Origin of the sequence: Undibacterium cyanobacteriorum, from assembly GCF_031326225.1 — a bacterium.
GTDB classification, from domain to species: Bacteria; Pseudomonadota; Gammaproteobacteria; order Burkholderiales; family Burkholderiaceae_D; genus Undibacterium; species Undibacterium cyanobacteriorum.
On record NZ_CP133720.1, the window covers coordinates 2,489,272 to 2,509,291 of the forward strand.

20 protein-coding genes are annotated in these 20,020 nt (G+C 48.4%); 1 reads left to right on the plus strand and 19 read right to left on the minus strand.

Annotated features, from left to right (window positions below):
* Positions 1 to 40: 40 nt before the first annotated feature.
* From RF679_RS10470 to RF679_RS10540, 15 genes are all read right to left on the minus strand, one after another.
* Positions 41 to 1,288 carry an HD-GYP domain-containing protein gene (locus tag RF679_RS10470; RefSeq protein WP_309480586.1) on the minus strand — a complete coding sequence of 416 codons (1,248 nt, stop codon included), beginning with the start codon at positions 1,286 to 1,288 and terminating at the stop codon, positions 41 to 43.
* A 331-nt stretch (positions 1,289 to 1,619) separates the two neighbouring features.
* Positions 1,620 to 2,420 (minus strand): uracil-DNA glycosylase, encoded by an 801-nt coding sequence (locus tag RF679_RS10475; RefSeq protein WP_309480587.1) that lies wholly within the window; start codon positions 2,418 to 2,420, stop codon positions 1,620 to 1,622.
* Between the two features lie 7 nt (positions 2,421 to 2,427).
* The gene (locus tag RF679_RS10480; RefSeq protein WP_309480588.1) at positions 2,428 to 2,937 is read right to left on the minus strand and encodes a type II secretion system protein N; all 510 of its coding nucleotides are present in this window, start codon (positions 2,935 to 2,937) and stop codon (positions 2,428 to 2,430) included.
* A 65-nt stretch (positions 2,938 to 3,002) separates the two neighbouring features.
* Positions 3,003 to 4,220 carry a type II secretion system inner membrane protein GspF gene (gspF, locus tag RF679_RS10485; protein ID WP_309480589.1) on the minus strand — a complete coding sequence of 406 codons (1,218 nt, stop codon included), beginning with the start codon at positions 4,218 to 4,220 and terminating at the stop codon, positions 3,003 to 3,005.
* Positions 4,221 to 4,267: 47 nt separating this feature from the next.
* Positions 4,268 to 5,698: a type II secretion system ATPase GspE gene (gene gspE, locus RF679_RS10490; RefSeq protein ID WP_309480590.1), complete on the minus strand. Its 1,431-nt coding sequence runs from the start codon at positions 5,696 to 5,698 to the stop codon at positions 4,268 to 4,270.
* A gap of 4 nt (positions 5,699 to 5,702) precedes the next feature.
* The gene (gene gspD, locus RF679_RS10495) at positions 5,703 to 7,826 is read right to left on the minus strand and encodes a type II secretion system secretin GspD (RefSeq protein WP_309480591.1); all 2,124 of its coding nucleotides are present in this window, start codon (positions 7,824 to 7,826) and stop codon (positions 5,703 to 5,705) included.
* Between the two features lie 48 nt (positions 7,827 to 7,874).
* Positions 7,875 to 8,663: a type II secretion system protein N gene (locus RF679_RS10500; protein WP_309480592.1), complete on the minus strand. Its 789-nt coding sequence runs from the start codon at positions 8,661 to 8,663 to the stop codon at positions 7,875 to 7,877.
* A 4-nt stretch (positions 8,664 to 8,667) separates the two neighbouring features.
* Positions 8,668 to 9,165 (minus strand): type II secretion system protein GspM, encoded by a 498-nt coding sequence (gene gspM / locus RF679_RS10505; RefSeq protein ID WP_309480593.1) that lies wholly within the window; start codon positions 9,163 to 9,165, stop codon positions 8,668 to 8,670.
* The gene (gene gspL, locus RF679_RS10510) at positions 9,162 to 10,448 is read right to left on the minus strand and encodes a type II secretion system protein GspL (RefSeq protein WP_309480594.1); all 1,287 of its coding nucleotides are present in this window, start codon (positions 10,446 to 10,448) and stop codon (positions 9,162 to 9,164) included. Before gspL ends, gspM begins: the two co-directional genes overlap by 4 nt.
* A 37-nt stretch (positions 10,449 to 10,485) precedes the next feature.
* Positions 10,486 to 11,559, minus strand: coding sequence for a type II secretion system minor pseudopilin GspK (gene gspK, locus RF679_RS10515; protein ID WP_309480595.1), 1,074 nt, complete (start codon positions 11,557 to 11,559; stop codon positions 10,486 to 10,488).
* Positions 11,560 to 11,570: 11 nt separating this feature from the next.
* A complete protein-coding gene (locus RF679_RS10520; protein ID WP_309480596.1) occupies positions 11,571 to 12,227 on the minus strand; it encodes a PulJ/GspJ family protein in 657 nt (218 codons plus the stop codon).
* Entirely contained in the window at positions 12,217 to 12,618 is a 402-nt protein-coding gene (gene gspI / locus RF679_RS10525; protein ID WP_309480597.1) for a type II secretion system minor pseudopilin GspI, read from the minus strand. Before gspI ends, RF679_RS10520 begins: the two co-directional genes overlap by 11 nt.
* A 2-nt stretch (positions 12,619 to 12,620) precedes the next feature.
* Complete coding sequence (locus tag RF679_RS10530) at positions 12,621 to 13,088, minus strand: GspH/FimT family pseudopilin (protein ID WP_309480598.1); 468 nt, start codon at positions 13,086 to 13,088, stop codon at positions 12,621 to 12,623.
* A 51-nt stretch (positions 13,089 to 13,139) separates the two neighbouring features.
* Entirely contained in the window at positions 13,140 to 13,601 is a 462-nt protein-coding gene (gene gspG, locus RF679_RS10535; protein WP_309480599.1) for a type II secretion system major pseudopilin GspG, read from the minus strand.
* Positions 13,602 to 13,864: 263 nt separating this feature from the next.
* Positions 13,865 to 14,056, minus strand: coding sequence for a DUF1289 domain-containing protein (locus RF679_RS10540; protein ID WP_309480600.1), 192 nt, complete (start codon positions 14,054 to 14,056; stop codon positions 13,865 to 13,867).
* A 200-nt stretch (positions 14,057 to 14,256) separates the two neighbouring features.
* On the opposite strand from RF679_RS10540, the gene RF679_RS10545 reads away from it, so the two are divergent.
* A complete protein-coding gene (locus RF679_RS10545; protein WP_309480601.1) occupies positions 14,257 to 14,859 on the plus strand; it encodes a MarC family protein in 603 nt (200 codons plus the stop codon).
* A gap of 69 nt (positions 14,860 to 14,928) precedes the next feature.
* Here the strand turns inward: RF679_RS10545 and RF679_RS10550 are convergent, their stop codons facing one another.
* The 4 genes from RF679_RS10550 to dnaX form a co-directional block, all read right to left on the minus strand.
* Positions 14,929 to 16,173, minus strand: coding sequence for a CaiB/BaiF CoA transferase family protein (locus tag RF679_RS10550; protein WP_309480602.1), 1,245 nt, complete (start codon positions 16,171 to 16,173; stop codon positions 14,929 to 14,931).
* 1 nt (position 16,174) lies between these two features.
* On the minus strand, positions 16,175 to 16,744 hold the full coding sequence (gene recR / locus RF679_RS10555) for a recombination mediator RecR (protein WP_373921771.1): 570 nt from the start codon (positions 16,742 to 16,744) through the stop codon (positions 16,175 to 16,177).
* A gap of 188 nt (positions 16,745 to 16,932) precedes the next feature.
* Positions 16,933 to 17,259: a YbaB/EbfC family nucleoid-associated protein gene (locus RF679_RS10560; protein WP_309480604.1), complete on the minus strand. Its 327-nt coding sequence runs from the start codon at positions 17,257 to 17,259 to the stop codon at positions 16,933 to 16,935.
* Between the two features lie 149 nt (positions 17,260 to 17,408).
* Positions 17,409 to 19,835 (minus strand): DNA polymerase III subunit gamma/tau, encoded by a 2,427-nt coding sequence (gene dnaX, locus RF679_RS10565; protein WP_309480605.1) that lies wholly within the window; start codon positions 19,833 to 19,835, stop codon positions 17,409 to 17,411.
* Positions 19,836 to 20,020: the final 185 nt, after the last annotated feature.

Consider the following 20,020-nt stretch of genomic DNA (forward strand, 5'->3'; position numbering starts at 1 on the left):
ACGAAGCTTAAACCAACGTCAAGGAACGACGTCTCGGGACTTAGCTTTGATGACCAGCTGCATCACCAAGCCAGAAGCGATCAATCTCCTTCAGTCCCCAAGTAGAGGCATCCTCTCGGGAAACAATTTTATCCTGATTACCGGGCGCACTCAGATCCAAAAGAACCGGAGAGATATATGCCATTGACTTGGTCGAGAAGAAGGCACGAACTTTGGGCAGCAAGAGTGATTTACCCATTTGCTGCTCAACTACCACACCGAGACGCCCCGATTGCAACTTTACGAGAGTACCAACCGGATAAATACCTATGCTTCGAACAAAAGCCTGAAACACGGTTTCATCAAAATGACCTTTGGCCCATTCCGACATTTTCTTCAGTGATTCGGCGGGGCACCATCCAGCTTTATAAGGGCGATTTGAGGTGATCGCATCATACACATCACACACTGCCCCCATCTTCGCGTAGAGGCTAATTTGCTCGCCCTTGAGTCCTTTTGGATATCCAGTCCCATCCATTTTTTCATGGTGGTGTAGACAGACGTCTAGAGCGATTTGGCCAACTCCTTTTGCCTCCAGCAGCATTTCGTAACCGGCACCGGGGTGCTCTTTAATCGAAACAAACTCTTCATCTGTCAATTTGCCAGGCTTATTCAAGATCTCGGAAGGAACCGCCATCTTACCGATATCGTGCAACAAACCTGCCAAACCTGCTTCGCGGGTTTCATCATCACTTAACTTCAACTGCCTTGCCAAAGCAATCATCAAGGCGCAAACAGCAACTGAGTGCATGTAAGTGTAGTCGTCGGCAGTCTTCAAACGCGCGAGTCCAATCAGCGCCCCTGGATTGCGCATCACAGAGTTGGCGATCTCTTCCACAAGGGGCATTGCTTGCTCGGCTTCGATGGCTTTCCCCATGCGAGCCTCGCTGAACATCGAAAATACTGCAGTCTTCGACTTGTCAACGATTTTAGCGGCACGCCCCATTTCCGCATCCATCGAAATGGGAGCAATCGTATCAAAAGGCACTCTTGGTTCAGGAATATCTTCCTCAGCCGGTTCTTCGATTTCAACCGGTGCCGATGTATTTGTTTCTGCCACCAATACATCGCAACCCTTAGCAGTGTCGATCCACGCCTCTTGAATACCTGCTTTCCTAATCTTTTCGATGGTCGCTTGATTCTCGATCAAAAAAGACTTTTGCCAAAAGGGTGAACTAATCCACGAAGCACAAAGCTCGTGAATAAACATGCCCTTCCGCAACTGTTCGAATTTGATTTTCTTGATCATAAAGCCAGTCAACAATGCCTTAAAGTGTGCAATTTCGCCATACAGAATAAGGGTGATGCGAACCCAAGCTTTCTGTACGAATACCCCCTAATTCTACCGTAGAGTGTCTCGCCTCGCATGAACAGAGGTCGACTTTTTGTTGATTTTGGGAAAATTTTACAATCGAAGGGATAGGTACGTTGTCGAGTCATCGCACAAAAACAACAAAAATTCATCTACCAAGAAATACCGACGGTCTAGACAAATTCAATCGCAGTATGGACACAATCGTTTCGAGAGATCATCGTTCTTTATATGCAAGACCGAATGAAAAGAAACATCCATCAGCTTCTTAGGGTTGAGCCGAATTTAATAAGGTAAGAGGTCGAAATAACGAATGCATCTCTGGATTGGCGATAAAGGAAAGATTGTAAGGATGCTCCGCTCTCACTATTCGAAAGTCTTTTGCGTTAGCGAGTTCTGGGAGACTCAAGCACCGGTCTGCAATTTTCCCCCACAGAACGAAATAGGGTTTACTGCTCCCGCCCTGCTGCATCGCGTTCTCCGCCAACACAGTCACGATTACGCGCATAAAACTCAACCACGCGCGTGCATCGACTGCAGGTGAGACGCTTTCACGAAAAACCAAACTTGCATTGAGCAACAAAAAGCCAGCATCTAAGAACTTCGTTTGCAAGTCTGTCATTGTACGGATATAAGGGGAGTTCAATCCCTTTGCTCGACTCGCAAAATCGGCAATCGACTTGGGGTTGAGCTCTTCAAGTGAAATATGCTGCTCGGCGACCAGCAACATTTTCATAAAATTACGCAATGAAGTGGCGCGATTGACAGCCTTGCTCAAGCCACCATTTTCTTGCTCAGACCACAGATTTGTCACTGCGGCATCCATGAAACAATATCCATTCGCGCTTTCAAGGCGCGGATAAGGTCCTTCACCAACCAACACATACTTTACTTTATCAATCGGCAGCGAAAAGGCCGCGAAAATATCCGCGCTTTGAGGAAGAAACTCAGAACTAACTAGTTGTTCTAAGTAAGCTGGACTGTCTCGCTCAATTGCAGCAAGTCCAGCTCGTAAGGCCGCACGCCAACTCGGATCGGCACGCGCGATCTCGGCTTCGAAAAAGGCCATCTAATGATTAGCCACCAGGTTGCGCCATAATTGGCGGTGGTGTCGTCGGCACGCTATTCTTTTTGAGAATGGTTTGTGGAGTACCGGGTGCAACTGGATTCAACCCCGCCGCCACAGGCGGCTGCGGTGGCACGTCTATCCGTCGGGGCGCACCAGACTCAGTCACAACGATGTGATCGGAGTGTACTTCTCGCAGCACTACACCAGGACTCAGCTCCTTACCGATACCCAAAATGAAGGTCGGTTTGCCTTCAACAAACACAATCGCTGAGCTATCACTTGCTTTAGGCGCTACGATTACACCCTTGACCAAATAAGCGCTAGGTCCAGCCTCAACCACTGGCGCTTGCCCAAACAAAGTACCCCACTGTCCAACGCCAGGCTCATAAGTTGCTGCAGACACTGGCGCAATTTGTGGGCGAGGTTTCGGAGCGAAAAACCGCATTCCCCAAAATGCAATCACAGCACACAACAAAACAAACAACACAATATTTACAAATAACGGTAGACGTTTCATTTTCTCTAAACTCTTCTTCCGACAATCCAATCGATCGAATAGGCCATCATCACCCAAATAAGGTCTTAGCGAACCAATTGGTTAATCTCAATAATCGGCATCAATACCGCCAACACAATTAACAAAACGACGACGCCCATCGCCAAAATCAGCAAGGGTTCAAGCACGTTTGCCATCGTTAATGCTCGTCTTTCCAAGTCTTGCTCTTGCGCTGCCGCCGCTCTTTCCAGCATCGACGGCAGCTCGCCAGTTACTTCGCCAGCACGGATCATATGAATCATCATCGGCGGAAAGTGTTTATGCGCTGACAGTGCTCTGGCAAGACTCACACCTTCGCGAACGCTATTCGTCGCATCTTCAACTTGCGCGCGCATCGCGACATTCGAAAGTGTTTCTCGGCTGGTTTGTAGTGCTTTCAAAATTGGCACGCCAGAACCGGTGGTAATCGCCAAGGTGCTCGAAAAGCGCGCTGTATTCAGACTGCGCTCAAACTTTCCATACATGGGCGCAACTAAAAGCCATGTGTGCCAACGCATTTTAATGTCAGGATTCTTTAAAGCTTGGCGCCATGCAAATGCCATTGCGATCACGACGATCGCGACCAACCAACCGTAATTCCGAACAAAGTCCGAGAGCGCCAACATAATGACTGTCAGCATCGGCAGCTTTTGTTTGGTGTTGGCGAACACCGACACAATCTGTGGTACCACATAGGTCAACAAGAAAATCACAATCGAAAACGCCACCACCGTCACGATTGCTGGATAAGTGAACGCGAGCTTCACTTTTTGAACCAATGCATTACGCCGTTCGATGTAATCAGCTAAACGAGACAGAACACGTGCCAACTGACCAATCTGCTCACCAGAAGCAACTAGGGCGACATAAATATCGGCGAAATCTGAGGGATGTTGTTTGAGGGCGTCCGACAAAGAGGAACCCGCCAGAATTTCCGAGCGCACAGACGCAATCACGTCACGAATATAAACGCGCTCTGCTTGATCTAGCAGAGCAGAGAATGACTGTTCGAGCGGTAAGCCAGCTTCAAGCAAACTCGCCAGCTGGCGCGTAAATAAGGCGAGCTCGTTGGTCGACATTTTGTCGGAAAAGATACCGCGACGCGCCTTACCGTCCGCACCCTGTGCGGCGATCTGTTCTACCAACACCGGCACCAATTTCAGATCCCGAAGCTCGGAACGCGCGGCACGCGCCGAATCAGCGGTGATCACACCTTTCTTATTGGCACCTTGCGCGTCAATCGCTTCATAACGAAATGCTGGCACTTTGATCTTCTCTTAAAAACATTCAACAAATGATTCGTAACAAACCACTACTCTTTGGTCACACGCAGAAGTTCTTCTCGCGTCGTCACACCGGAGTCCAACCAACGCTGACCGTCTTCCCGCATCGTTTTCATTCCATCGTTCTGCGCGGCCAAACGGATTTCCGCTTCCGACGCCTGATGATGAATTTGTGCGGAGATAGCTTCCGTCGTCAATAACAATTCATAAACCCCGACCCGGCCTTGATAACCTGTGTGACCACAATGCTCACAGCCCACCGCACGCCACTGCCCTGCCTCATGCTGTTTGCAATGACCGCATAACTTACGGACTAAGCGCTGCGCGACTACTCCTAAAAGTGAAGACGACAAGAGGAATGGTTCGATACCCATATCCAGCAAACGCGTCACCGCTGCGGCCGAATCGTTGGTGTGCAATGTCGCCAAGACCAAGTGTCCCGTCAACGACGCTTGCACGGCGATTTGCGCCGTTTCCAAGTCACGAATTTCACCAATCATGATGACATCAGGATCTTGACGCAGAATAGCGCGCAAGGCCTTTGCAAAACTCATATCGATCTTGGCATTGACCTGTGTTTGCCCAATACCTGGGAGTTCGTATTCGATTGGGTCTTCCACCGTCAAAATGTTGGTGGTACCGGAATTGACACGCGACAAAGCGGCATACAAAGTCGTAGTCTTACCAGAACCTGTCGGACCTGTTACCAATACAATGCCATGCGGTTGCGCGATGAGATGATCAAATTGTTTGAGCACATCGTCGCTCATACCTAGATGGCTAAGATCAAGCTTACCCGCTTCCTTATCGAGCAAACGCAATACGGCGCGCTCACCGTGACCTGTCGGCAAGGTCGACACACGCACATCGACCGGCTTACCACCGATGCGCAAAGTGATACGACCATCTTGCGGCAAACGTTTTTCAGCAATGTCGAGCTGCGCCATAATCTTGATACGCGAGACCAAAGACGCATGGATCGCTTTCTTCGGTCTAATCACATCACGCAAAGCGCCATCAACACGGAAACGCACAATAGAAATTTGCTCGAACGGTTCGATATGAATATCTGAAGCACCTTCACGCAATGCCTGTGTCAACAGAGCGTTGATCATTCGGATCACCGGCGCATCGTCGGCGGACTCAAGCAAATCTTCGATGGCAGGCATATCTTGCATCAGCTTCGCCAAGTCCATATCAGACTCAACTTCACCAACGACGTCTGCAGCGTCGCCACCTGAACCGGCATATGCGCGTGCAATCTCCTGCAGTAGCTGCTCGTGCGCCAACACTTGTAGCTGGACGCGGCCGTAACGTCGACCAACCTCATTAATGGCAGCTGGCTTAGTCTGGTCAGATACTTTGAGCTCGACCGGGAAGCCTTCTAAGTCTTCACGACGATGCGCCAGAATTGAAAAATCGCGCGCGAACGCAAAAGGTAATAATCGGTTTTCTGACATACGATTACTGGCCTTCTTTTGGTGCCGAATTTGTCTTCTCAGTAGCGTCGGGAAATTTCAGCAATTTGCCTTTTTCCATTTTCAGCATGAGACCATTTGCATCTTGGCCTGTCGCTTTCAAATACTGTGTGCGTAAATAATCATAGCGATCCAAGGATACTCCCGAACTTTGTTCTGCATTTCGAATCACGACTGGTCGCAGGAAGACCATCAGATTTGTCTTATCAACAGTTCGCTTCTTGGTCTTGAACAAATTCCCAAGCAACGGGATATCCCCCAACACTGGAACCTTGGCAACACCATCAGAATTCTGATCTTTCAGGAGACCACCTAGCACAACGATTTCCCCATCTTCAGCCAGAACATTTGTGGCAATCGACCGAACACTTGTCGTGATACCAACTCCACCTGGAATAGGGTCAGCGACATCGGAGACCTCTTGTACTAACGCCAGTTTGACAGTGCCCGATTCTGAGATTTGCGGCTTCACTTTTAACTTGATACCAATTTCTTTACGGTCAACGGTTTGAAACGGATTTTGGCCTGCAGTTCCAGTACTACTCGATGTATAGGAACCAGTAACAAAGCCAACTGTTTTTCCGTCGACAATACTGGCCTCTTCATTGTCGAGGGTAATCAATGTTGGAACGGACAATACGTTCGTGCTGCCATCGGAAGCTAATGCTTGTGCCAGAGCTCCCAGACCGAGCTGACCACCAATTTGTTTGAAGAGTCCGATTGAAAGACCTTTACCTTTTACCGCTGTAGCAGCTCCAGCCGCTCCTCCAGCAAAACCAAGAAGTTCAGGTCTATCAGGATCGTTTGAATAGCTCGTAATTCCCCCAAGTCGATATTTACTACTGGAATCACCGGAGGCACCCACCCATGAAACGCCCAATTCATCTAACTTATTGTTTGAAACTTCGACGATCAAAGTTTCAATATAGACCTGTGCACGGCGCGCATCCAATTGATCGATCACAGCTCGCAAATTACGATACACAGCATCACTTGCGGTAATAATCAATGTATTCGTTGCTTGATCTGCTTGAATAAAACCTGAACCACCAGAAGTGCCTTGTGAGTTACCCGATGTGCTGACTGGCAGACTTAAATTACTACCCGTGCTGGTTAATGCGGAATTATTGCCTTGCTGTGGCATCGCCGATGTATTCAAACCTGGACCGCTCGACGATAAGTTCGAAGAATTCGAACTACCTGAGTTCAAATTAGAACTTTCACCAGTCACAATCGAACGCAAAGTGGCTGCCAATTTAACCGCTTCGGCATTCTTCAAATAAACCACGTGAACATTGCCAGGCAAAGTTGTAGGTTGGTCTAGGTCCGCGACCAATTTTTTGATCAAGTTACCGCGCGCTTGTGAGGGAGCTTTCACCAATACAGAATTAGTGCGTGAATCCGCCATGATGATGGTACGTCCCGAGTCACCCGCCGCTTGATTGCCCTCAGTCAAACGATTGGCCATCGTCGCAATGTCCGCTGCGATCGCGTGTTTGATCGGAATCACTTCCAATTCTGGATTAGCAGGTACATCCAATAATGCAATGATCTCCGCCATACGACGCATGTTGTCGGCATAGTCGGTGATGACGATGGAGTTATTTCCAGGCGTGACATTGATCGTATTATTCGGCGAAATTAAGGGGCGCAAAGCTGTCACAATATTGTTGGCCGCTTCGTAATTAATGCGAAACACCTGCGTTACCACTTGATCACCTTTGACCGATTTCGCTTGGGTAGGGCCACCTTGTAGTTTCGCATCGGTTTCAGGCACGACTTTTGAAAAACCATCGGCAGTCACAACCGCAAAACCTTGCATACGCAAATTTGCAGTTAATAATTTAAACGCTTGTTCTTTGGTGAGCGGTTTCTCTGAGACTAAGGTCAATTGACCTTTGACTCGAGGATCGATCACGAATGTGGTCCCTGTGTAATGGCCAATTGCTTTGACCACCGATTCGATATCAGCATTCACGAAATTCAAAGTCGCGGCGTTTTGGCTCGCATCTTGCGCGAAACCGCTTTGCGCTAGGACGCCCGACATCAATAATGAACCGACCAACGCCGTATGCACAGCGATCTTGCGCCAATGTCTCTTTGAATTCATTGCATCTACACTTTCTAACTGTTTGCGATCAATCTTCATGCTTCTATCTCATCTGTATTCTAAAGCTATTATTTGTTTATCGCCCTCAAAGCGACGTCTCCCCAGCAAATTCAATAGATTCGCTAATCTTTCTTCCTGCCCTGCTTGCGCATATGCTTTCCCTGAGAACTGCATGCGCCCTTGCGCTAAGGCGCCACTCCCCTCAAGATTCATCGGTCCTTTGATGGTCAACAAATTCATGTCGATGCGTTCGCCACTTAATTTCATTACTAAGCGATAGCTTCCCAACGGTCGGATCGAAGAAGCTCGCGAAGCCATTTCATTCAATTCCAATGTTGCATTACCGACTGCATTAACGCGGTTTCCATCACGCGTCATCTCCAAGGGTTCCCAACTCAACACAATCTTACCGGTCGGCCCAATCGTGTTTAATGGAGCCCCTAGCCCTTCTAATCTTTCCGACGGGAGTCGCAGACTTGCCCCACTCACCTGCCATTGCGCAAAATTTCCTTGCACCACTACCGCTTGACTTAACACTTGCTCGTTAGTGATCTCAACATCAATTCTACCGAGCAGCAACTTCGGCGAAATCTTCCATGAAAATCGTCCAGGAAAAAGCGCGGTCACTGGACTTTTTTGGTCAACAGCGACACCCAAAAAGGCTGAGCCATGCCAAAAACTTCCTTGCACATCCCCAAGGCTTAAACGCCCAGCGGTTTGTTTCTCCAGAACTGCACCTAACCAACTCGCTGGCAAGTACACCACGATCGTAAGTAGCACCGTGATGAAACCCAACAGTACCAATCCAAGAATCGATTTTTTAGAACTCAACAACATGAATTTAAGCCGCTCTCTGCTGCTTAAGCGTGACAACAACACTGACCTGCCCAGGTTCCGTCAGTGCGGTGATCTTAATGTCTTCAACGGTCAAACGCATGGCTTTTTGAATCTCAAGCAACCACTCCATTACACTCGCATAGTTCGCCACATTCGCTTGTACACGAACCAATTCACCAGTCACCGACAGTGATTGAGTCTTAATATTCCTACGCACCAAAGTTGGCTCGATTAATTCACGGGTTACTGGAGCGACACCATCTGCAACACTGCTTGCCAAGCCTTTATATTGCACTACCAGCTCGTTCATCTGAGCTGCTTTCTGCTTCATCTCGGGAATACTCTTTTCCAACTGCGTTCGATTCTGTGTCGCTGGTGCAATCCCGACTAAATAAATCACTGAGGCGACAATTAGAACGGCAACGATCGTCAAGATACGCCGCTCTTGAGGCGCTCGTTTTTCCCAAGAATTGCGCCATTGCTCAAGGAAGTCTTGCATCATCTCAGGTCACCTTCATTTCTTGAGACTTTATAGAGTCCATCTTTCGCATCGATCTTTAATCCTTGTTCGCGCAAAGCCGAACGCAAGGCATCGAGCTGAATGTCATTACTGTTTTTAGGCTTAATGAATAGCGCACGCTCGCGATATTCCATACTTGCAAGGGGAGCACCTTGCTGCTGTGGGTGCGCAGACTGCCAAGCTAAAGCGAGTTGGCCACTGAGAACCAGAAAATCATCATCCGTCGACTGCCCCGCTAATTTCTTGGACTGATTAATCTTCTGTTGCAACTGAAGAATAGGATCTCTCAATCCTGTTTCATTCGGGAATAATTGCTGATAGTTGGTTCGCAACGAGGCATTCAAAGCCGTTGCCTCAGATCGCAACTGATAGGCCTCCCAATTGAGACCAAACAAACCACACAAAAGAATTGCTGCCGCCAGACCGATCGACCAACGCCATTTCGGCCAATCAAAAGAAACCGAATTTTCCGCGACAAGCTCTGCCAGCAAATTGAGAGAATGAGGAAACTCTGAAGAAATCTTGGTCGACCAATCCGCATTAAATTGACGGACAATCTGCAATTCATGCTTATGCGTTTCATCGATTCCATCGAATGCATGCTGCAAGTGATTATCGAGTGCTAGTTCGAGTGGCAGTCCTTTCGACAGAATAGAAACCGTCTTGAGGATTTCGAGGAGAGAACTAGAGCTGACACTCTCCTCTTGTGCTTGCAACGCCAAACCGGCCACTTCTGCAGCGTTTGTCTTGATCGACACCAGCAGATTGCTGCCATGAGATCCCGCCGGCTCCAATAACACGGATGCCATTTCATTCACCAAAGGCAAACCGAAGGCCAACGGAAAAGCGGCAACTTTGCGTGGTTCAAGAACACTTACCAGCGCATACAAACTTTCCATCCACGCTCTCTGCACTGCAGCCACGGTACATTGACCATCGACAATCGGAGTCGAGGCAAAAATCAAGTCGGCCGTATCTTCAAGAACGCGCTCCTCTAACAAATTCGGCAACGCTGCTTTCAATTTCTGAGGAGACATCGGTGGCACTTCCACCGAAAACAAGGCTACATCGGAACTTGCAAGCAAGAGCACGACTTGGCTGGCAGAACGCGCTATAGAAATTAAATCCTGCAGATTCTGCCGACCATGTTGCTGCAAATGGCGTTCGGTCGAGGCAAGACAGAACGCGAATGCGCTCTCACGCCAATCGCTCTGCTCCTCCACAACCACACGCGGTGGAATTTGAATAAATAATGTACTCGCCATCTTCCCCTACACTCTTGTTATTTTATTTTTTGACGTCTTAATTTTCTTTTACCCACAAAATCTGACTGCGTTGGCCATTTCGCTCAATCAAGGAATTCACTTCCAAAAATGAACGATTCAAGCGCACTCTGCCATTCACGATAAAGTAATTCGAAGAGAAAGAGACATCTTGCTTCGCGCTTGCTTTCACCTTGTCAGGAAAATTCAATTGAAACTGCACAAAGTCTCTAAAAAATGCACGATCACGCTGTGCGATCATCAAGGCAGCCTCAGTCATACTCACGTTTTCTAACCTTGCTGATAGCACTTCAGCCGTCGTAGTGTTCACGTTGATTGGTGTTCGCACTGGCAAGACCGTGACGTAATTTTTTAACTTCGCCACGATCTCCGGTGTAAAACCAGGAATCGCAAGCAAATCATCCACTTGGCTAAACTTTAGAAATTGTACTGTGGAATTGACCGTTGTCGTTGAAATAAGATCTGGAACGGGGTTTGTAGCCGATGTTTTCGTTGTTGTTTGACCAGAAGAGCCAGGATTGGAGGGGGCTGCGCCCGTCCCTTCGGCCGAGCTAGGTTGCGGACCTGTAACACCAGGCTCAGTCGACTTCTCAGTTTTTTCAGATCGATCTTGTGTTTGAGCGACTTGCAAAGCAAGACCTGTCGCCTGCGCTGTATCAATCTTCAAATTTGCAAGTAGACGCATAAAAGCTTCTAACTCACGTTGATCAACCTCACCGCCGCTCGCCAAATTCGTTAAATTAAATTTAGCTTGTGCGTCAGATATTTTGCCGGATAACGTTGCATCGCTATCCTCAACATCGGTCTTTCCATTTTCAACATATTGATCAAGTCGTGTGTCCCCTAGATTTACTGCCCAGGGCTCACCAAGGTGATCGACCGCACCACTGGTACGAGCATCTTCACGCAATATGAGACTTGCCCAATCCAAAGCCCCTCGCAAGACCCATTTTTTTTGAAGTTGATATCGCTGATTTTCGATCGACCGAACCTGCACTTGTTGCTGCCAAAAAAGACTGGCAACGATCGTAATCGCCAAGGTGGTTAGCAGTAATGCCGTAACGACAGCGACGCCGCCTTGTTTTGCGTGCACGGAATGCCTCATCAAGCAGCCCCCAACAGGAAAATTTTCAGCAAGGGAAATTCTTGCCCTTTGAGCTGCATCGTTACTTCCAAGCCCGTTTTCTCTGGCACACCTTTAGTTGTCTTTGTGAGCGGATTGGCTTGCTGAGGGTTTGCAACATCAGTGCCAGCAACCCGCCATGTGTTTTCATTGGGGTTCCACGTCCGCATCTGAAAGGCAATGACATCTTTTTGCAAGACCACCTCGGGCATATCATCCGTATTGCCAATTGCCCGCAGCCAAAAACTATCCAACATCGCCAAATCGCGAGTGGGGAGTGATTCGCGACGAGTAAAAACACCATTCCGCAAACGATAGGCTACGACCTGTAACATCGTCGCTTGACCGTCTTCATACACGGTCCGAATCAGTGTCAAATCTTGTTCATACGCACGAATACTTTCCCGCCGCGGCAACATTGCCTCACTCACCAAATGCGCGCAATCATTCTCGAGCTGAACAAAACTGATTTGCGCGCCTCTGCTGCGCTCCAAGTCTTGATTTAAACTGACGCGCGCTCGAATAATACTATCCAAACCTCGCCAGCCCATCACCGCGATAATCGCGAGCACAGTGATCGCCACCAATAATTCGATAAGCGTGAAGCCAGCGTTGGAATGAACTTTTCTAAGGCGCATTGGGCACCACCTGCGTCAACTTAGCGAGACGTCGACGTGTATCAATTGGATCATAGACCAACACTTCTACGCGGCGAAACGATGGATTGGGTGTGCCGATCACGTGTTCTTCGCACTGTAAGGCAAGGTCCCCTTGTGAACAGGGAAAATTGCGTTCACCTAGCTCCGGCCACTCATGGCCTAAGCGAATTTGAGCCAAACGATTCTCAGCCGACCAATTAGCCATCATGGTCGCACGTAGTCCACTACTATTCTGGGCAAGGCTTGCAACTGATCTCAGGCAAGCAATCAAAACAGTGCCCACGATGACCAATGCAACCAAAACTTCAAGCAGCGTAAAGCCTGACCTCGATCGAGAAGAAAGCAAAGGATGTTTCATTCGCGTTAGCATGATTACTCCACCACAAAGTGGCCGACACCATCAGCCTTAATCGCCACTGCACTATCTGCCACGCGGAGGTTCAATACGAAAGGACGACTAACCGGTTCTCTTCCAAACACAATTCGCAAGCGATCCAGATCAGTATCTAGGCGTGGGGTGATTTCTAATTTAGTGTCTGAGAAGGTGAAGCTACGCGATCTGAGTGAATCAAAATCCTCTATTTGTTCCCACTTATTTTCGTTGAGCACCAAGAAACGATAGCCTTCTTGCGCTGCTTCAAAAGCTGTAGGCCGATTCCTCACGATCGCTTCTTCACGTGCCATTTGCAAAAGCAAAGACAAACGCTGCGCATCCGTTTGAAGTCGCTGATGAGTCGTTTGGACTGCGTTAAGTGACACAGCTCCAAGCATAATTCCCATGATCACCAGAACAACCAGAAGTTCAAGTAATGTAAATCCGATTTGACGCTGTTTTTTCACGTTCGTACCACTTACTTACTTCAATGCAGACTACTCAAAAAAAACAGGCGCTTAAAGGTCCCAAGATCCAATGTCAGCGTCATAGCCAGCACCGCCCGGCTGACCATCTTGACCATAAGAAAAAATCTCAATTTCAGATTTCAAGCCTGGCGACATGTACTGATAAGGATTTCCCCAAGGGTCTTTGGGAAGTTTCGAAATGTATCCTTCAGGTTTATACCCATTCGCGGCAGGACCTGATGTTGGCTTCGTGATTAATGCTTGCAAACCTTGCTCAGTTGTTGGATAGCGCAAATTGTCCAGCTTGTACATTTTCAAGGCACCGAGCATGGTCGAAATATCTTGCTTCGCCTGAAGAACACGAGCGTCGTCTGTACGTCCCATCAACTTCGGAACAACCAAACTAGCCAAGATGCCCATAATCACCAGCACGATCATAATTTCGATCAATGTAAAACCCGCACTTTTAACCGACTTAAGTAGCGTGTTCTTTTTTGCAAACTTAGTATTCATTATTCAACTCTGCTCAAACATATGAAACAAACACATTTTAGTCTTATCTTTTTCACATTCCACTCGTAGGCACCTCACGACTTGTGAAAAATTGACAAATTATTGGGAAGGAAATCCTATCACGAATAAGAAAAAAAATGACAACTAAAGCTCGACATTCAACACTAATTGTAGCCCTAGTTGTTTGGGAAATGCGCACACTGCAAAAATTCTTACAATTGCCCTACACCGTTTGACATCCGCGAACGGTTTGCGAACATTCCTCACGTATTGCGCCTTGGGTATCCTTGCGCGAGGATTCTGTCCCAAACTTTATCTTTTTCTTCTTGCGACATAAAGACCCAGTCTGCAACCTCAAGCACGGTTCGACCACAGCCTCGACAAATCTCATCAAAAGTCGTCGAGCAAACCGCTACGCAGGGCGTATCAGGTCTTTCTTTTTTTTCTTCCAACATTTCCTCTCCTCGATTCTAAAGTTCGATCAATTTTTGGGAAATCTGCCAATCATCGTCACCCATCAGATAAAACCGTTTGAAGCCACATACAACATTGCAAAGTTTTATTGACAGCAACAACAGTTGCAACCAGAATCACTTTACAAAAAACCGCATTTACAAATGCGACAATCCACATTACGCCATAGGGGAACTCACGCATGACAAAAGATTTCATTCAATCCCTCATCCTCTTGATTTTGGTAACAGATCCCTTCGGCAATATTCCTATCTTCGTCAGCGCATTATCGCACGTTGCACCTGAACGCAGATGGCGAGTTGTCGTTCGCGAATGTCTCATCGCATTTGTCCTGCTATTTCTTTTTATGTTTTTCGGAAAACATTTTTTAGAGGCGCTGCACTTGAGCGAAGTATCCTTGCGCATCGGCGGCGGCGTCATTCTTTTTCTGATTGCCTTACGAATGGTATTTCCGCAAGAAGGTGGTGTGTTTGGCGGAGGTGGCGCCGCGACGGAGCCGTTTATCGTTCCACTTGCCATTCCCGCACTGGCAGGGCCCTCGTCCCTCGCGACCGTGCTCCTATTTTCATCTGATAGCCGTATGGACACGATGATTCACGTCGCAGCGCTTGTCGCAGTTGCCATTGTTTGGTTGATCGTTTTGCTGAGCGCAGAAAGAATGCAGCGCGTTCTCGGAGAACAAACCATGACCGCAGTAGAACGATTGATGGGGTTAATACTCACTGCAATGGCGGTCGAAATGCTGCTCGCCGGTATTCGCGACTATTTAAAGACGCTCACTTGACGAGTTTGCTGCGCTACTGAAGGCCTTAAGCAACCATGCAAAAACGGACCGAGTTGGTCCGTTTTTGCTTCAAATTACACCTTCAGTTCGCAGGCGTTTGATATCTTCTTCTGAGTAATTCAAAGAGCGCAAAATCTGCTCACTATGTTCTCCCAAGCGAGGCCCCATCCACTTAGTCTTGCCGGGAGTTTCCGACATTTTTGGCAAAATAGCTGGCAGCTTCACTGCTTCACCATCAGAGAATTGATGCTGTTCAAACATAGATCTTGCTAAGAACTGAGGGTCCTGCATCATGTCGCGAATACTATAAATTTTTCCAACCGGCACATCCGCACTGCGCAAAATTTCGAGCGCACAATCGATTGTCTTCTGCGAACACCAACTTTGAATTGCTGCGTCGATTTCCAAAGTACGAGGTACACGTCCATCATTACGTGACAAAGCGGGGTCATGCGCAAGATCAGCACGCTCAATCGCCAACATTAAACGATGAAAAATCGCGTCTCCATTACCAGCAATCACAATATTTTCACCGTCTGCTGTCGTGTAAGTATTGGAAGGAACAATCCCAGGCAAGGCGCCGCCAGTGCGTTCACGCACGACTCCAGCCACATCGAACTCTGGCACCAAGGACTCCATGAGATTGAAGACCGACTCATACAATGCAACATCAACCATTTGACCTTGCCCAGCAACGCAGCCAGTACCGCTTTTGCCATTCCAACGTCCACCGGTGACATCACGATGGCGCAAAGCCATCATGGCTCCGATCACACCATGTAAAGCGGCGACCGAGTCACCTATCGAAATGCCGACACGTACGGGTGGTCGATCCGGGTGACCGGAGACATAACGTAAACCGCCCATGGATTCACCAATAGCACCAAAACCAGGAAGATCTCGCATGGGCCCGGTTTGACCGTAGCCAGACAGACGCACCATGATGAGTGCAGGATTGATGGCTCGCAGCTCCTCGAAGCCTAGTCCCCATTTTTCCAAAACGCCAGGCCTGTAGTTCTCAATAATAATATCCGCCGCTAACGCCAACTCACGAGCGATCTGACGACCAGCTTCGGTTTTCATATTGAGCGTGAGACTCTGTTTATTACGCGCTTGCACCGACCACCACAATGAGGTTCCATCCTTTAGCACACGCCACTGCCGCAGAGGATCACCGCCATCTGGACTTTCAACCTTGATCACTTCGGCACCAAACTCGGCCAACATGCGTGAACAAAAAGGACCAGCAATCAAAGTGCCGAGTTCCAATACGCGTATGCCGGCCAATGGACCAGGGCCAACTTGCTTATCCATCCTAAGTCGACTTTCTATCAAGTATTGCGCGTGCGATTGTCCCAGGATCGACATATTCAAGCTCACCACCAACCGGTACACCACGCGCTAAACGACTAACCTTTAAACCTTTGGCCTTTAGTGTTTCTCCAATGTAGTGCGCGGTCGCCTCCCCTTCGTTATTGAAGTTGGTCGCAAGGACAATCTCTTCAACGACACCATCAGTGGCTCTACGAATCAGTTTATCGAGATAGATGTCTTGTGGCCCAATTCCATCAAGAGGAGATAATCGCCCCATCAGTACGAAATATAAACCCTTGTAAGTCATGGTCTGCTCGATCATCAATTGGTCACTAGGTGACTCGACCACACATAAAATGCTTGTATCACGACTCGCATCAGCACATGTGTCGCATACCGCATTCTCAGTGAAGGTGTTACACGAACCGCAGTGACGAATCTGCTGCAATGCATTAAGCATCGCGTTACCAAGGAACTGCGCACCTTCGCGGTCATGCTGCAACAAATGGTATGCCATGCGCGTGGCGGATTTTGGACCAACACCCGGCAAACGTCGCAAAGCCTCAATCATCTGATCTAAGCTACTCAATTCTTTCACGCTTCAATTCTCGCTTGTGTTGGGTCCGCCTTCAAACAGACCTTGTTGAATAAAATCGGACAAAAGGACTACCACCAAAAACTACAACAGGCGCATGAGTCTCGCTCATTGCGCCTGTGTCATGCAAGCAATCAAATCAGCAATCGACTCTTAGACGATCATCAGAACGGCATCTTAAAGCCTGGCGGCAATGGCATGCCCGCAGTCAAAGCAGACATTTTCTCTTGGCTAGTGGCTTCAGCTTTGCGTACTGCATCATTGAATGCTGCGGCAACCAAATCTTCCAACATGTCCTTATCATCTGCCAACAAAGAAGGATCGATGGTGACGCGTTTTACGTCGTTCTTGCATGTCATCACAACTTTGACTAAGCCAGCCCCGGATTGCCCTTCGACCTCGATCAAAGCCAATTGATCTTGGGCTTTCTTCATATTGTCTTGCATTGCTTGTGCTTGCTTCATCAAGCCAGCCAATTGGTTCTTCATCATTCTAAAGCTCCTCAAAAAATCTCAATATAAATTTCTATTCAATTCTCATTTCAAATCTCATTCTGTACCATGGCACATATGAGACTAGGCCACAATGCAACAAGTATGCGTCGCGCTTGATTGTTGCATTTCTCGTTAAGTTACTGGCCTCAAATCGGACGGACACTTCCTGCCAACAGCGAAGCGCCGAATTCTCGCATTAAGTTTTGTACAAATCCATCTTCCTGAATCGCTCGCTCAGCGAATTGCTGCCGCGCAGCCTTCTCTGCAAGCGCTTGCGCATTGGCGGTTTGTTCGACGGCGCCAATTTCGGTTTCAATGCGAATTGCGTGTCCCGAGTCAGCAAAACGATCACATAATGCTGCCAACAACTTATCAACGCTCCCCGCCGACAATAAAGTCTGCACCGGAACACAAAGTCGAAACACGACCGCCCCCCCACTCAAAGAGACCTGACGAAGTTCACTTTGTTGCGCCAATTGCTGGGCAACCCCCTTCACTGGCAAAGATGCGGCCAAATTAGGCCAATGACCATCCCATCCAATTTCACTCACAGGCATTAACTGCAATGGCTGTTGCGGTGCTGCAGCCACACTTGGGACTTGCACCTGCTGCGCAGGCGCATTTACCGAAGGGGCACTTGATGACGCAGCAATTTCTTCAACTCTCAAGCTAGAGGCTTCTTGGAAATATTCACTTTCATCAAAATCTTTCTGCTTTAATGGCGGCATCGATGCCAATTCCACACCTTCAAAATCAGCCTCCTCCCATGGCGGCATGACTTCATCCTCAACTTTCGACAGCCCAGTCGCCGTAACACGTTTCGTCGCGCCGTTGGTGTCGCGATCATGAGCCACAACCGGCGATGGATCGTGAGGCTTTACTGTCGGCTCTACTAAGGCATTTCTGGCCTGCCCTTGCGTGACTGCTTGTGCCACGGGCATGGTGGTTTCCGCATTAGAACTCTGCGAAGGTATTGGTGTTGCTGCCGGCTTGCCACTCGCTGCACGGGCAGCAGCTAATGCTGCCATCGCAGGACTCAACTTACCCGACTTTGGAGTCTCTGCAGTTGACACCGAGTCCATCGTTTTGGCAATCACTGGCGGTAGACGAATACCTGCGAACTCATCAGGCTGAGGATTCGACTGCGATGGCGAAGTTGACTTCACCGCGGATCGATTCGGAACTTCATCAATGATTCGGCTTGCCTCAACGGGCAGCACCTGCGGCGCAATTTGCAAAGCTGAATCTGCAACAATATCCGCAACAATACGAGGGCGATCAATTGCCTCACTCGCGACCGCAATCGACTGCGGCGCTTGAACTGTTTCAGACAACTGCGGTCTCACTACGGCCGGGCCTGCAACTGCAGCACTTTTAGCCGCTTGCATTGCTTCTCGGGCACTATGAATTCCAGAATTACTTGGACCTCTGTTAGATGGGGGGGGCATATTTGAACCGCCACCGGAACCACCGGAAAGCGGCGGCAACTTACTCGGGCGGAAAGCTAACATGCGCAGCAAAGTCATTGAAAAGCCCGAATATTCGTCAGGGGCAAGTCCAATTTCGTTGCGCCCATGCACGGCGATCTGATAATAGAGCTGAACTTCTTCTTTGCCAAAATGTTCGGCGAGGCTCAACAAAGCAGCGCGCTCAGGCACATCCTCAGCCAAAGCATTCGGCACCATTTGCGCCACCGCGATTTGATGCAGCATCGTGGCGAGATCTTGCAGTGCAGATTTATAGGACAAACTACGTGCCGCCATCTCATCGGCGACAGTTAACAAAGCGCTGCCATCTTCCTCGAGCAAAGCTTGCAATAAACGAATCAAGTACGATTGATCAAGTGCTCCTAGCATCGATTGCACGGAATCCAAACTGACCTTGCCAGCCGCATATGCAATCGCTTGATCTGTTAAAGAGAGCGCATCACGCATTGAACCGTGCGCGCCTTGAGCCAACAAGCGCAATGCCGGCTGCTCAAACTCAATCCGTTCTTGTCCGAGAATATTTTCCAAATGTCCGACGATATGTCCCGGTGGCATCTGCTTCAAATTAAATTGCAAACACCGAGACAAAACGGTTACCGGAATTTTTTGAGGATCTGTGGTAGCCAAAATGAATTTGATATGCGGCGGCGGCTCTTCCAAAGTCTTCAACATCGCGTTGAATGCATGATTCGTCAGCATGTGAACTTCGTCAATCATATAGACTTTAAAGCGTGCATTCGAAGGTGCATAAATGGCTTGCTCCAAAAGCGAAGCCATTTCATCGACACCGCGGTTTGAGGCAGCATCCATCTCGATATAATCAACATAGCGCCCCGCATCAATCGCCGTACACGCCTCGCATTCTCCGCAAGCTTGCGAAGTAATACCTTTCTCGCAGTTGAACGACTTCGCCAAGATCCGCGATAAAGTCGTTTTACCGACACCACGAGTCCCAGTGAACAAATATGCATGGTGCAATCGTTGTTGATCTAACGCATGGGTTAAGGCGCGCACCACATGTTCTTGCCCAACCAAGGTGGCAAAACTTTTGGGGCGATATTTTCTAGCGAGAACTTGATAGGACATGGCGCGATTTTACCTTATTCTATGCGACGCAATTCGAAGCATCCATTATATCGTCTGAAGCCATTGCTTCTACACGAACTACCGAATTTTGTATTAGTTATGTGAGTCTAATAATCAATTCAGCAATGAGATTTTCTTGCACTCTATCCGATGCCAACTTTCGACTGAAGTCACACTGATCATGT